This is a genomic window from Rufibacter roseolus, assembly GCF_017916365.1.
GTDB classification, from domain to species: domain Bacteria; phylum Bacteroidota; class Bacteroidia; order Cytophagales; family Hymenobacteraceae; genus Nibribacter; species Nibribacter roseolus.
This window is the reverse complement of the sequence record NZ_JAFMSU010000002.1, coordinates 781700-795284: the sequence shown is the minus strand read 5'-3', so window position 1 is coordinate 795284 and position 13585 is coordinate 781700. Positions and strand designations below refer to the sequence as shown.

The following is a 13585-nucleotide window of genomic DNA, read 5'->3' as shown; positions in this document are numbered from 1 at the left end:
AATTTCGCGACGTACTCCCTTCAGATTTGACCTTTAAACGTATATAAAGTTTATACCTGACCTCTTATGCTCATAGACAGTTACCGACACAAAGGCATGCGCAAAAGCTTGGTGCGTGTTGTTCAGGGAAAAGGAATCAAAGACCCAAAGGTGCTACAAGCCCTAGAGCAGGTGCCCCGTCATTTCTTCTTTGAAAAGGCTTTTCTGGAGCAAGCGTATCAAGACAAGGCCTTTCCTATTGGCGAGGGTCAAACCATTTCTCAACCTTATACGGTAGCCTACCAAACCGAGCTGCTAGACGTGCAGCCTCACGACAAAGTGCTGGAGATTGGCACTGGTTCTGGTTACCAATGCAGCATCCTTCTGCAACTCACGCCTAACGTGTATACTATTGAATACAATGAGGTGCTGTTTCACAAAGCCAACCGTCAGTTTCTTCTGATGGGCCTTACTCCTTTCACTTTTTTGGGTGACGGCTCTGAGGGCCTTCCGCAGCACGCACCTTTTGATAAGATCCTGGTAACGGCGGGTGCGCCCATCATCCCCAAAACCCTGCTCCGGCAACTGACCTTAGGTGGCAAACTGGTGATTCCGGTAGGCGATACGGGAACCCAGAAAATGCTTCGGATCACCCGCCTGGGCGAAGAGGAATTCACGAAGGAGGAGTTCGATAACTTCAAGTTTGTGCCGCTTTTGGGAAAACAAGGCTGGAAATAGACCAGAGTCTTGCGTTTTTATTTAATTACTTTTTATTCTTTCCTGCCTGAGGAATCAAAGTCCCTACAGATAAAAATGTGGTAGGCTTTGCCCATTCTACCGTATCTTTACTTTTCAATTACACACCTTTTTATGCGTAAGCAAAAATCTGTCAAGGATTCTTATGTGCGGATGACCGAGTTGGTCCTGCCCAACGATACCAACACGCTCAACAACCTCATGGGCGGCCGCATGATGCACTGGATGGACATTGTATCTGCCATTGCCGCCCAAAAACATTCTAACCGCATTGTGGTCACCGCCTCAGTAGACAACGTTTCTTTCAGGGAGAGCATTAAACTAGGGAACGTGATTACCCTGGAGGCGCAGGTAACCCGAGCTTTCAGCACTTCCATGGAGGTTCATATCACGGTTTGGGCCGAGGATATTCCTTCGGGTACCAAGGTGAAGTCAAACGAGGCTTATTTTACCTTTGTGGCCCTGGATGAAAACGGAAATTCAGTACCCGTTCCGGAAGCAATCCCGGAATCTGCCGAGGAGCAGGAGAAATTTGCCGGTGCCCTGCGCAGACGCCAGCTTCGCCTTATCCTGGCGGGCCGCATGAAACCCCACGATGCCAACGAACTGAAGGCGATCTTTGAACTTGAAGATTAATTCTTAAGATTTTACTTACCCCGATGTCTTCTTCACCCGCAGACTTTATTTTCCTCCAGCAGCTGTATGGCCAGGACACCCTGTATGTGATTCCTGAACCAGCCAGCGAAGAAGCCATTTCTATTCCGTTGGCAAGCCTGGCATCTCCGGTAACAGCAGAGGCACCGGTACCAGAATCAACCCCGGAAAAGGTGGAAACTCCTGATCCGGTTCCGGTGACAGTTCAGGTCATAGAAGAACCGGTTGTCGCGCCCGCTGCGCCAGCAGAGGAGATAAAATGGCTCGGAGAAGCCGTGCACGGCACGTACTTGCTATTTGAGGTTCCGGAAAGTGTGTTCTGGCAATTGCCGCAGCATCCTTTTCTTCAAAAAGTAATGACAGCCGTGGGTCTTAACACTGATCAGATCAAATTCGGGAATATGTCTCCGGCGTTGGAACATGACGTTAAGAAAATAGCCGCGGAGAACGTAGCCAGACACATCATCCTGTTTGGGCAAGGTCTACCGATAGCCAATCTCTCCCGCATGGAGTTCTACCGCATGTACCGATTAGGAGAATCACGCTTTGTGCTGGTAGATTCCCTGGAGGATATTGAGAAAAGCGTGGAGCTCAAAAAGAAACTCTGGGATGTATTGCAGAAGATTTTTTTGCAGCAGAATTAAAAATAAGCCCCACAAACAGAAAGCGGCTGCCATTGGAGAATGGCAGCCGCTTTCTGTTTGTGGGGCTTAAAAGTATTCTTACTGAAGCAAGGAGGCCAGTTTCTCCTCAAGCGCTGGTCCACGCAGGTTTTTGGCGATGATCTTTCCTTCTTTGTCTAGCAGCACCGTTTGCGGAATAGCGGTGATGCCGTACAGAGCGGCAGCGGAACTTTCCCAACCTTTCAGGTCAGAAACGTGCGGCCAGGTTAGTTTATCGTTTTCAATGGCCTTTAACCATTTGGCGCGGTCCTGGTCCAGGCTCACCCCGAAGATCTCAAAGCCTTTGTCTTTGTATTTGTTGTACATGCGTACCACGTTAGGGTTCTCCTGGCGGCAAGGTCCACACCAGCTTGCCCAGAAATCAATCAAAACGTATTTTCCTTTGAGGGATGACAAGGCCACCTCAGGTCCGGTTGGAGACGGCAGCTTGATGTCTGGTGCTACGCTACCCATGGCGGTGCTCCGCAACTTGGTCAGGCGCTCTTCCAGGGATTTGGTGTACTTAGAGTTTGGCAAAGCAGCTTTGAAGGCAGTAGCCATGCTGTCCACGAAGGTGTAGTGCTCATCCAGGTTCAGGATGTTGCCCGCCGTGTACACCGAAACCACCGAAGAAGGATTCGCTTTCACAAAGGCCTTCAGCTTGGTTTGGTTATCCTTTTGCAAGTTCATGAACTGCTCCTGGAGTCTTTTTACCTCGGCCTGGTTGCCAGAGTTGGCGGCCTCCTGGAATTGCTGGTTCAGGGCGGTGGCACTCTGTTGCATGCCCTGCATGATGCCGTTCAACTCCTTAATCAGCTCAGAATCTTTAGAACCGGTCACCGTGTAGGTCTGCGCTACTTTCCCAGAATCTGCGGTGACCTGGATGCTCTTGTTGTCTACCACCAGCATAACGCCTTCCTGGTTCTCGAAACCGAGTTTGTAGATCGCTGGCTCATTTACGGTGCCCTCCAACAGGAAGGTGCCGTCTTTGTTGATGCTGGCTGTGTCAAAAGGAACAAAGGCCTGCTCTCCCAGTTCGTCCAGGTAGACTTTACCCGTGGTCATGTTGTTGATCTTGCCAGAGATTCGGTAGCTTTTATCCGTATCTGCCGTGGCAACTCCTTTCTTTTGGCAGGCGCCTATCACCAACAGGGAGGCAGCGGCCAGTATCAATTGTTTCTTCATCTTTTTATGGAAATGAGCTTATCTATCAAGGCTCTCTTTCAACAGTTTATTGGCAACCTTAGGATCTGCTTTACCTTTGGTCTGCTTCATGAGATCGCCCATGAACATACCCAGCAAAGAGGCTTTTCCGGCTTTGTATTCCGCCACTTTCTGCGGATTGGCCGCCAGCACCTGGTCTATGATCCCCTGCAAGGCCCCCTCGTCAGATTCCTGCACCAGGTTCTGCTCGGTGGCTACCTGCTGGGCCGTTTTACCCGGATTTTCTAGCAAATACGGGAAGATCTGCTTGGCGGCTACGCTGTGGCTTACTTTGTTGGAGTCTACCAATTCAATGAGGCCGGCAATCTGCTCCGGCTTCAGCGGGAAGGCAGGCATGTCCAGCGCCAGTTCATTCAGGTAAGATTTCACCGGTCCGCTTACCCAGTTGGCGGCGGCTTTGTAGTTCCTGGTGTGCTGACAAAGCGCATTGTAAAACAAGGCCACCTCTTTGTCATCCGTCAAAACGCCGGCGTCATAGTCAGAAAGGCCGAACTCCTGCGTGAAGCGGTTGTACAGCTCCTGCGGCAACGCAGGCATGCCTTCTTTTACCGTATGCAGCCACTCCTCGGAGATGATCACCGGCGGAAGGTCCGGCTCCGGGAAGTACCGGTAGTCGTTCATGGTTTCCTTGGAACGCATGCCGGTGGTGGTGCCGGTGTTGGCATCGAAGTTCCGGGTCTCGGAGTCAATGGTACCGCCGTTCTCCAGGATCTCAATCTGCCGATCGATCTCGTGCTCAATAGCGCGCTGCACGTTCCGGAAGGAGTTCATGTTCTTCACCTCCACCTTGGTGCCCCACTTGCTGGCGCCTTTCTTCATCACCGAGATGTTGGCATCACAGCGCAGGGAGCCTTCTTCCATGTTTCCGTCGCAGATCTCCAGGTACTGCACCAGTTTCTTGATCTGCGTCAGGTATGCATAAGCTTCCTCAGAATCCCGGATGTCCGGCTCAGACACGATCTCAATCAAAGGCGTGCCGGCACGGTTCAGGTCCACCAGGGTCTCGGTCTCCCCTGCCAAGTGCATAGATTTTCCGGCGTCCTCTTCCATGTGGATGCGGGTAATCCCGATGCGCTTTTCCTGCCCGTCCTTGGTTTTGATGTCCAGGTGACCTTTGGTGCAGATAGGCGTTTTGTCCTGCGTGATCTGGTAACCTTTGGGAAGGTCTGGGTAGAAGTAATTCTTCCGGGCGTAGAAGTTGTTCCGGGTGATTTCGCAGTTGGTAGCCAGGCCCATTTTCATGGCCATTTCCACTACTTTCTTGTTCACGCGCGGCAAAGTGCCCGGATGCCCCAGGGTGATCACACTCAGGTTGGTGTTTGGCAACATGCCGTACTCCGTAGAATCTGAGGAATACGCCTTGCTCTCGGTGAGCAGCTGGGCGTGCACCTCCAGACCGATGATGGCTTGGTATTGGGAACGGATCTCTTCGTTCATGTTTCTCTAGTAGCACGTATCACGTAGCACGTAACACGATTTCTGTTTTAGGTCTATTTTCTTAAAAACTGCCGTGAAACGGCTTTATTAAATCTTGGTAGAAGGCTTTATGTAAGGCCATCTCTTTTTATCAACTTCAAGTAATTTAGTGATAACTATTGCTTTTCCTCTACTAGCACCATTACTATAAGAGCTAGATAGCTGCACTTGGTCACTTTCATTGTAGTAGATCTCTGTTATTGTCTGGTATATTTCAGGAGAACCAGTGGAGCTTTTTCCTCTAAGGAGGAATAACTGATCTAATACTTCTTTTCTATAAGCTTTTAATTCTTTATTAGAGTTAAAGTAAAAATATAAAGTATAAGAATCAGTGAAGTTTAAGGGATATGTCTTCTCAATTCTATATTTCTTGTCCAGAGTTTCATACACGTAAGAGATTTTAATGTCATCTTTTTTTCCCTCTTTTAAAACAAATCCATTATTCAAACAAAATTCTTTTAGTACCAATGAGTCTTTGTCACGAAGTTCATAGATATCCTTTAAAGGAATTTGTTGAGCTATTGAAAAGGTATTAAAACAAAGAAAGAATAGCAGTGAAAACCCTATCGTAATGAATCTCATTTATAATCAATAATCAATAATTTAATTAATTAGTGATTTAGACCTATTTTTCTATAATCAGGTCTAAATCACCAGATGTTTAAGACAGTAAAGACTCAGCTTTGGCCAAGGCAGCTGGTAAGCCGGCTACTTCCTTGCCACCAGCGGTAGCGTAGAACGGCTGTCCGCCGCCGCCGCCTTTGATTTCTTTGGCCAGCTCTTTCACCATCTGCACGGCGTTCAGGCCTTTGCCTGATACCACTTCATCCGATAACATAACGGCCAACTGCGGTTTTCCGTCTACATCGGCGGCCAACACCAGCACCAGGTTGTCTACTACGCTGCGAAGGTCGAAGGCCAGTTTCTTGAGGTAATCGGCGGAGCTCACGTCTACGCGGGCTGCCAGGAAGTTGATACCGTTGAGGTGGCGAACTTCGGAGGCGAGTTTCTCTTTCTGGGCGGTCACCTGTTTCAGCTCGAAGGCTTCCAGCTGCTTGCGCAACGCGCTGTTCTCGTCTTGCAGTTTCTCAATGGCCTTGCCGAATTCCTTCTGCACGCCCAATAACTGCTTCACTTCCTCGAACTGGGTGATCTGCTCATCCACGTACTCTTCGGCTACATCGGCGGTCACGGCTTCAATACGGCGCACTCCGGCGGCCACCGAGCTTTCGCTCACGATTTTGAAGAACCCGATGTTCCCGGTATTGGCCACGTGCGTACCACCGCAAAGCTCAATGGAAAACGCCGGGTTGAACGTGATCATCCGCACGAACTCGCCGTACTTCTCCCCGAACAAAGCCGTGGCCCCGAAAGCCTTGGCTTCTTCAATAGGCACGTTGCGGCGCTCGTCTTTCTCAATGGACTCCCGGATGCGCTCGTTCACGATCTGCTCCACCTCCCGCAGTTGCTCCTCGGTTACTTTGGTGAAGTGCGAGAAGTCAAAACGCAGCAGTTTGTCGCTCACCAAAGAGCCTTTCTGGTTCACGTGATCACCCAACACCTGTTTTAAAGCAGCATGCAGCAAGTGCGTAGCCGAGTGGTTCTTCTTGATCAGGTCCCGACGTCTGGCGTCCACGGAGGCGATTACCGGAGCCTCCAGGTCTTTGGGCAGCTCAGCGGTAATATGGATGATCAGGTCGTTCTCCTTGGTGGTGTTCAGGACTTTCACCTTGCCCGCAGCAGATTCCAATACGCCGGTGTCGCCTACCTGTCCACCGCTCTCGGCGTAGAAAGGCGTGCGGTCCAGCACTACATGGAATTCCTTCTTGTTTTTGGCGGTCACCTGCCGGTAGCGCACAATGCGGGCCTCTACCGACTCAGCGTCATAGGCCAGCCACTCGGTCTCCACCTCCGGCTGCAGCACGATCCAGTCGCCCTGCTCTGTCTGCGCGGCGTTGCGGGAGCGGTTTTTCTGCTGCTCCATCTCAGTGGTAAAGCCGGCTTCGTCAATTGTAAGGCCGTTTTCCTTCGCAATCAGAGCCGTCAAATCCAGCGGGAACCCGAAGGTGTCATACAGTTCAAAGGCGGTTTTCCCGTCAATGGTGTTGCCGTTCGCCTTGAAAGTATCGTTCAATGTTTCCAGACGCTTCAGACCATTCTCCAGGGTGCGGAGGAAAGCGTTTTCTTCTTCTTCAATCACACGCTGCACAAAAGCCTGCTGGGCTTTCAGTTCAGGGAACACGTTCGCCAACTGGTCAGCGAGCACCGGCACAATGGTGTTGAGGAACGGCTTCTTGAAGTTCAGATAAGTAAAAGAGTAACGAACCGCACGGCGCAGAATCCGGCGGATGACGTACCCGGCCTTGTTGTTGCTCGGTAACTGCCCATCAGCGATGGTGAACGAGATGGCCCGTATGTGGTCCGCAATCACGCGGATGGCGATGTCGGTCTTCTCATTTTCGCCGTAGGTCACGCCGGCTTCTGAGGCGATGAACTGGATGATGGGTTGGAAAACGTCGGTGTCATAGTTGGATTGTTTGCCCTGGATGGCCATGCACAAACGCTCGAAGCCCATACCCGTATCTACGTGTTGCGCAGGGAGTTTCACCAAAGAGCCATCAGCTAAACGGTTGAATTCCATGAACACGTTGTTCCAGATTTCCACCACCTGCGGATGGTCGTTGTTCACTAGGTCTTTCCCCGGGATTCTGGTTACTTCCTCCTCGGAACGCAGGTCCACGTGGATTTCAGAACAAGGACCACACGGGCCTGTATCGCCCATTTCCCAGAAGTTATCCTTCTTGTTACCCATCAGGATACGATCCTCCGCGATCATGGTCTTCCAGATATCGTAGGCCTCCTGGTCCATGGGCAGGTTCTCAGAGCCATCGCCCTGGAACACGGACACGTACAGCCGGTCTTTGGGCAATTGGTATACTTCAGTCAACAATTCCCAGGACCATTTCAACGCGTCTTGCTTGAAGTAGTCCCCGAAAGACCAGTTGCCCAGCATCTCGAACATGGTGTGGTGGTAGGTATCGTAGCCTACTTCCTCCAGATCATTGTGCTTACCGGACACCCGAAGACACTTCTGGGTATCTGCCACGCGCGGAGATGGCGCGGGTTTGTTGCCCAGGAAATAGTCCTTAAACGGCGCCATGCCCGAGTTGATGAACATAAGCGTAGGATCGTCTTTCACCACAATAGGCGCGGACGGAACAATCTGGTGGCCTTTGGAGGCGAAGAAATCCAGGAACTTCTGACGAATCTCAGCGGAGGTCATGTATCTAAATAATTGCTTTCTTAAACTAGGCGCAAGGGCTTGTAAATGCGAAAGAAAAAGCGAATTTTTGCCGTTCCAGCGCGCACCACGCCGTCTGCAAAAGTAAGCTTTTTTAGCAAACTGCGGTGGTCACCGTTGCGTTTTAGCGCTGTTTTTCAGAAAACAAGCTTAAAATGAGTCCTGAGTTCTGAGTCTTGAGTCCTGAGTCGGCTTGAGAATATTCCAGACTCAGAGCTCAGAACTCAAGACTCAGAACTTTAAGAAAGTGCCTTACAAAGAACGAGACATAGAGAAGCAGTATTACAGCATCGGGGAAGTGGCGGCCATGTTTGAGGTGGCTCCTTCTTTGATCCGATTCTGGGAAACCGAGTTTGACATCCTCAAGCCGAAGAAAAACAAGAAGGGAAACCGCCTGTTTTCGCCAAAAGACATTGAAAACCTGCGTTTTGTGTACCACTTGGTAAAGGAACGCGGCTACACCATCCAGGGCGCCCGCGAAATGCTCAAAACCCGCGGCGTGCAGGCCAAAGAAAAATTTGAGATGATTCAATCCCTGGAAAAGGTGAAAGAATTCTTGATCAGCATAAAATCACAATTACCATAAGATAGTCCTAAGTTCTGAGTTTAGAGTCCTGAGTTGAAAAACCAGACTCAGAATTCAAGACCCAGAACTCAAGACCCAGAACTGACGCCCCGTGTCCCCAGACCTTTTGTACCAGGTAGCCCTTCCTTTGATCCCCGGCGTGGCTGGAGTGATGTCGCGCGCATTGCTAGGTTACTGCGGATCTGCGGAGGCGGTGTTTTCTGCCTCCAAGGAAAGGCTAACCAAGGTGCCAGGGGTGGGTTCCCTCCTGTCCGATAAAATCCTCTCCCATCGCTCAGCAGCTCTGCACGAGGCAGAAACCATTCTGAAGCGGGTGGAAAAAGAAAACGTAAGAATCCTTTTCTACACATCGCCTGATTATCCGCAGCGGCTCAAAAACGTACCAGATGCCCCGCTCCTGCTCTACTACAAAGGCAACGCCGACCTGAATGCGGCCAAGGTGATCAGTATTGTGGGTACCCGCAAAAGCACAGAGTACGGCCGGGCCGTGACGGAACAACTGGTGCAGGCTTTGGTGAAACACGAGGTACTGGTGGTAAGCGGCCTGGCCTACGGCATCGACATTGCGGCGCACCGGGTAGCCTTGAAAGCCGGTTTGCCTACAGTGGGCGTCATGGGCACCGGCATTGATCTGATTTACCCCAGTGTCCATAAAGCAGAGGCCCAAAAGATGCTTTCCAAAGGAGGTCTGTTAACCGAGTTCCCCTTCGGGACGGCGCCGGATGCGCCCCGATTCCCGGCCCGCAACCGCATCATCGCCGGGCTGGCAGACTGTACCATTGTGGTGGAGTCCACCTCAAAGGGCGGCTCCCTCATCTCCGCGGATATTGCCCATGGCTATGACCGCGAGGTAATGGCCGTTCCGGGACCTATCACGTCACCCACCTCGCAGGGGTGCAACCACCTCATTAAAACCTTGAAAGCGGTGCCGTACACCCAACCTAAAGATTTGGAAGAACTCCTGAATTGGGATAATGCGCTGGCTTCTCCTAAAATAAGTTCTGAGCCTCAGGAAGACTACGCTGGGTTTTCTGAGGAGGAACGGAAAGTCCTCAGGTCTTTAAAAGAAGCCGGCCCGTTGCATATTGACGTGCTCAGCAGACATACCCAGCTTTCCATGAACCAGCTCTCCACGGTCTTGCTCACGCTGGAGTTCAGTAGCCACGTCAAGAGTTTACCGGGCAAGCAGTTCGCCTTGGTATAACCGTTCCTTTTCCTTTTACACCCTCCATCTTTACAATCGTGTTTCTACTGTACAAAGGCCAAACCATTTTAGAAGAAGAATTGCGCCTGCCGCTCACCAACCGGGCCTTTCAGTACAATGACGGCTTTTTCGAGACGATTATTCTAAAAGAAGGCAAAATCAGGTTCTGGCCCGAACACTTAGAAAGGATTAAAGAAGCCGGAGAAGTTTTAGGACTTGAACTGCCGGCGCTGTTGTTTTCTGATCAATTTTCAAAAATGGTGCAGAAACTAGCCCAAGAAAATAACACCGGCGCTTTGGCAAGGGTGAAACTGAAGATCTGGCGGGCGGGTGAAGGGCTTTATTCGCCGCAGACAGATGAAACCAACTGGTTGGTGACCGCGCAAGCCGCCACGGTACCAGCAACAACCCCTTTCAAAGTAGGTATTTGCCAAAAGGTGAGGACCATCCCCTCTCCTTTCTCTTCTTTCAAGGGCTTCAACTCGCCGGTCTACGTGATGGCCAGCAGAGAGAAAGTATACCGTAGTTTAGATGACCTACTCTTATTAGACCCGGCAGGAAACCTGGCCGAACTCACTTTTTCTAACCTTTTCTGGATCAAAGACCAAACGCTTTTCACGCCAGCCTTGGAAACTGGATGCTTAAATGGAGTGCTCCGTCGGAGGCTGCTGCGATGGGCAATCCAGAACAATTGGGAGGTAAAGGAAGACCAGTTCAAGCCTGAAGTTCTAAAATCCGCAGAATTGGTTTTTGCCGGGAATGTCACAGGTTTACGGATGATAGAAGCGGTGGAAGGTGAAAGAACCGGAACCTCATTCTCGGTGCTAAATCGAATACAGGAAGAGCTCGGGTTTTAAAAAAGTAAGCTTATCTGGTTAAATGTAAATCTAGAACCTGTTAAGTAAAGGCAAAGGTATAGACATCCCGGACAGTTTGATGCTTTTGGCCCGGCTGCTATGCTTGGTGAAGGCAGCGGCTTATCATATTGGCAGAGGACGTCGTTACAGGGTAACGACGCTACATATTACCTGGTAGCTGAGTTACTCCGTTACGACGAATGCATTGCGCTTAACTAAGCAAATTCTTAATCAAAATAGACCCAACACAGAAAAGCGGCTTGTTACTTTTTAGCCATTCCTTTAGGTTCGTTCGCTTCCCAGACCCTAATAAAATTGCCGCCCAGGATTTTCGCAATGCCTTTTTTACTGTAACCGCGCTCCAGCAGACCTTTGGTGATCAAGGGATAGGTGCTGACATCGTGCAAACCAATGGGCGCCGAGGAGATGCCATCATAATCTGAACCCAGGCCGACGTGGTCAACGCCCGCCAGCTTCACAATGTGATCGATATGGTTCAGCAACGCATCAATGGGTGGTTCAATATTTTTGGACTCCTCAGGATACCTTTGGAAAATGGTTTTTCGCAGGTCCATGCCTTTCACGCCTTTGTCATTAAGTTCTTTTATCTCAAGGTCATGTTTGGCAATAAAAGCCTTAATGCGGGAGGTGTAGGCACTGTCCAGGAACTCTGAGAAGAAATTTACATGAATGACGCCCCCGTTTTTCCCGATGGCTTTGATCTGTTCATCGTTGAGGTTGCGGGGATGCGGACACAGGGCGGCGGCGCAGCTATGCGACACCAGCACCGGCTTGGTTGAGGTTGCTATTGCATCCCAGAAGGTCTGTTCCCCCACGTGCGAAAGGTCAACCAGCATGCCCAAATTATTCATGCGGCGCACCACCTGCTTCCCGAAGTCATTCAAACCCTTTTTCCCGTTGAAGCCGCTGCCTTTGGTTTCATCGGCGGCAGAGGATGCCCAGGAAGTACTGTTGTTCCAGGTGAGGGTGAGATACCGCACGCCCCGGCTATAGAGGTGATCAAGGTTCTCTAATTTGTCCTCCACCATGTGTCCGCCCTCCACGCCCGTCAAAGCCGCGATCTTGTTGGCTTTCACTACCTCGCGCATCTGGGCAGGAGTGAAAACCATTTGCAGTTTATCCGGGTTCCGTCGCACAATGGCTTCCAGGGTGTCTATCTGTTGGTTCGCAAAGTTGAAGGCTCTACCGGGGCCAAACGTCTCGTCGCAGAAAACGGCAAACACCTGCAAATCCATCCCGCCTTTCTTCATCCGGACCAAATCAGTGTGGGCCTTTCCGGTCAAATCCTGCTCCATGGATTGGCCTTCCATGACCACCTGAGACAAGACATCGTTATGGGTATCCACCAAAATGGCTTTCTGATGAACCGCTTGGTAAGAGCTGCTACAAGACGCCAGGAAGCCCATAGACAATACCGCGAGAGGGAGAAAAGAAGCTTTCATGCAGGTAATAATGAAGGAACAATGGTTTGCGCACCCATTTTACACAAAAAGGATCAAAACCCAAGGGTTTAGTCCTGAGTTCTGGATCTATAGTTCTGAGCTGAATCCGTAAAAACAAGCTCTAAACCCAAATCCAACCCGAAAACCACAATTAACCTTGACTCAGAACTCAGGACTCAAAACTCAGGACTATCCCCTAATATCTTCCTTCAATGTTCTCCATGTACTTTTGGCCGGAGCCTGTGTTCAGGAGCAGTACTTTTTCCTCGGGCTTGAGCCAGCCTTGTTTCAGGAGTTTGCAGACAGCCATCCAAGTGGCAGCGCCCTCTGGGGCAACAAACAAGCCTTCTTTTCGGCCAATCTCCCTTACCCCTTCTACCATTTCGTCCTCGGTAATGGAAATGGCCGTGCCGCCAGACTGCGCCAGCACCTGCAACATGAGCGGCTCGCCTAAGGGGCGCGGGACCGCCAGTCCGTTGGCCAGGGTTGGTAAGCCTTTATAGTTCTGGGAGTGTTCCTGTAGGCCCAGGAAAGTATCTACCAGCGGACGACAGTTCTCGGCCTGTACCGCCACCATGCGGGGCAGCCGCACGTTATCTTTTAACCAACCCAAGGCGATCATCTCCTGGAAGGCTTTCCAGATTCCGATGAGCCCGGTTCCACCTCCAGCAGGATAAAGGATCACATCCGGGAGGGTCCAGTTCAACTGCTCGGCAATCTCGTAGCCCATGGTTTTCTTCCCTTCCAGGCGGTAAGGTTCTTTGAGCGTGGAGACATCCAGCAGTTGGTTATCCTGGTTCAGGTGGCGAACCTCGGCGGCGCAGTCATTGATCAGGCCGTCAATCAAGTGGATCTCGGCACCATACCAGTAGCATTCCTCTTTAAAGGCCTTGGGCGTATGGCGGGGCATGACCACCACGGCGGGCAGGTTGGCTTTGGCGCAATAAGCGGCCATGGCTACCCCGGCGTTCCCGGCGGTGGGAATGATGCAGCCTTCGGCGCCAAGTTCCAGAGCCTTGGAGATGGCCATGCTTAGCCCCCTAGCCTTGAAAGAACCGGTGGGGTTTTTCCCTTCGTCTTTCAGAAACAAATTTGCGAACCCGTAGATGCTTCCCAGGTTTTTGAAGTCCAGAATCGGGGTGAAACCTTCGCCCAAAGAAACCTTGAATTTGTTGTCCAGCACGGGTAGCACTTCCTGGTAGCGCCACATGGTACCTTCCCTGTTTTGGAGGTCTTTTTTGGAAAACGTGCCAGAAAGGTCATACTGCGCCAGCAGCGGCATGGCGCAACAAGAAGAGACGCGTTGCTGCACTTCAAAGTCATGGGGCTGCCCACACCTGGAACAAGTGAGCGTGGTGATACTGCTGATGCTGGTTTCTACTGGGGTTGCCATTGGTATAAGTTTACCCTGGCAAGTAGGATA

The 13585-nt window shown here is 50.9% G+C and carries 12 protein-coding genes; 6 read left to right on the top strand and 6 right to left on the bottom strand.

The annotated features are described in order from the left end of the window. Window positions 1-66 precede the first annotated feature (66 nt). The 3 genes from J3P35_RS12290 (at window position 67) to J3P35_RS12280 (ending at window position 2033) form a co-directional block, all read left to right on the top strand. Entirely contained in the window at window positions 67-717 is a 651-nt protein-coding gene (locus J3P35_RS12290; protein WP_210464889.1) for a protein-L-isoaspartate(D-aspartate) O-methyltransferase, read from the top strand. Window positions 718-849: 132 nt separating this feature from the next. Continuing rightward, the gene (locus tag J3P35_RS12285; protein WP_210464888.1) at window positions 850-1371 is read left to right on the top strand and encodes an acyl-CoA thioesterase; all 522 of its coding nucleotides are present in this window, start codon (window positions 850-852) and stop codon (window positions 1369-1371) included. A gap of 23 nt (window positions 1372-1394) precedes the next feature. Further along, window positions 1395-2033: a hypothetical protein gene (locus J3P35_RS12280; protein ID WP_210464887.1), complete on the top strand. Its 639-nt coding sequence runs from the start codon at window positions 1395-1397 to the stop codon at window positions 2031-2033. Window positions 2034-2111: 78 nt separating this feature from the next. On the opposite strand, the gene J3P35_RS12275 is transcribed toward J3P35_RS12280, so the two are convergent. The 4 genes from J3P35_RS12275 to alaS form a co-directional block, all read right to left on the bottom strand. Beyond that, the gene (locus J3P35_RS12275) at window positions 2112-3236 is read right to left on the bottom strand and encodes a TlpA disulfide reductase family protein (protein ID WP_210464886.1); all 1125 of its coding nucleotides are present in this window, start codon (window positions 3234-3236) and stop codon (window positions 2112-2114) included. Between the two features lie 18 nt (window positions 3237-3254). Next, window positions 3255-4712 (bottom strand): Asp-tRNA(Asn)/Glu-tRNA(Gln) amidotransferase subunit GatB, encoded by a 1458-nt coding sequence (gene gatB / locus J3P35_RS12270; protein WP_210464885.1) that lies wholly within the window; start codon window positions 4710-4712, stop codon window positions 3255-3257. An 87-nt stretch (window positions 4713-4799) separates the two neighbouring features. Beyond that, entirely contained in the window at window positions 4800-5333 is a 534-nt protein-coding gene (locus J3P35_RS12265) for a hypothetical protein (RefSeq protein ID WP_210464884.1), read from the bottom strand. A 79-nt stretch (window positions 5334-5412) separates the two neighbouring features. Continuing rightward, window positions 5413-8034, bottom strand: a complete 2622-nt coding sequence (gene alaS, locus J3P35_RS12260) for an alanine--tRNA ligase (protein WP_210464883.1) — start codon at window positions 8032-8034, stop codon at window positions 5413-5415. A 265-nt stretch (window positions 8035-8299) separates the two neighbouring features. Here alaS and J3P35_RS12255 point away from each other — a divergent pair, with 265 nt between their 5' ends. The 3 genes from J3P35_RS12255 to J3P35_RS12245 all read left to right on the top strand — a co-directional run bounded on the left by J3P35_RS12255 (window position 8300) and on the right by J3P35_RS12245 (window position 10699). Beyond that, entirely contained in the window at window positions 8300-8638 is a 339-nt protein-coding gene (locus tag J3P35_RS12255) for a MerR family transcriptional regulator (protein WP_149091241.1), read from the top strand. Window positions 8639-8729: 91 nt separating this feature from the next. Further along, a complete protein-coding gene (gene dprA, locus J3P35_RS12250; RefSeq protein WP_210464882.1) occupies window positions 8730-9842 on the top strand; it encodes a DNA-processing protein DprA in 1113 nt (370 codons plus the stop codon). 38 nt (window positions 9843-9880) lie between these two features. After that, the gene (locus tag J3P35_RS12245) at window positions 9881-10699 is read left to right on the top strand and encodes an aminotransferase class IV (protein WP_210464881.1); all 819 of its coding nucleotides are present in this window, start codon (window positions 9881-9883) and stop codon (window positions 10697-10699) included. 263 nt (window positions 10700-10962) lie between these two features. On the opposite strand, the gene J3P35_RS12240 is transcribed toward J3P35_RS12245, so the two are convergent. Both J3P35_RS12240 and J3P35_RS12235 read right to left on the bottom strand, forming a co-directional pair. Beyond that, window positions 10963-12162 carry a dipeptidase gene (locus tag J3P35_RS12240; protein WP_210464880.1) on the bottom strand — a complete coding sequence of 400 codons (1200 nt, stop codon included), beginning with the start codon at window positions 12160-12162 and terminating at the stop codon, window positions 10963-10965. A 196-nt stretch (window positions 12163-12358) separates the two neighbouring features. Next, window positions 12359-13555 (bottom strand): threonine synthase, encoded by a 1197-nt coding sequence (locus J3P35_RS12235; protein WP_210464879.1) that lies wholly within the window; start codon window positions 13553-13555, stop codon window positions 12359-12361. Window positions 13556-13585: the final 30 nt, after the last annotated feature.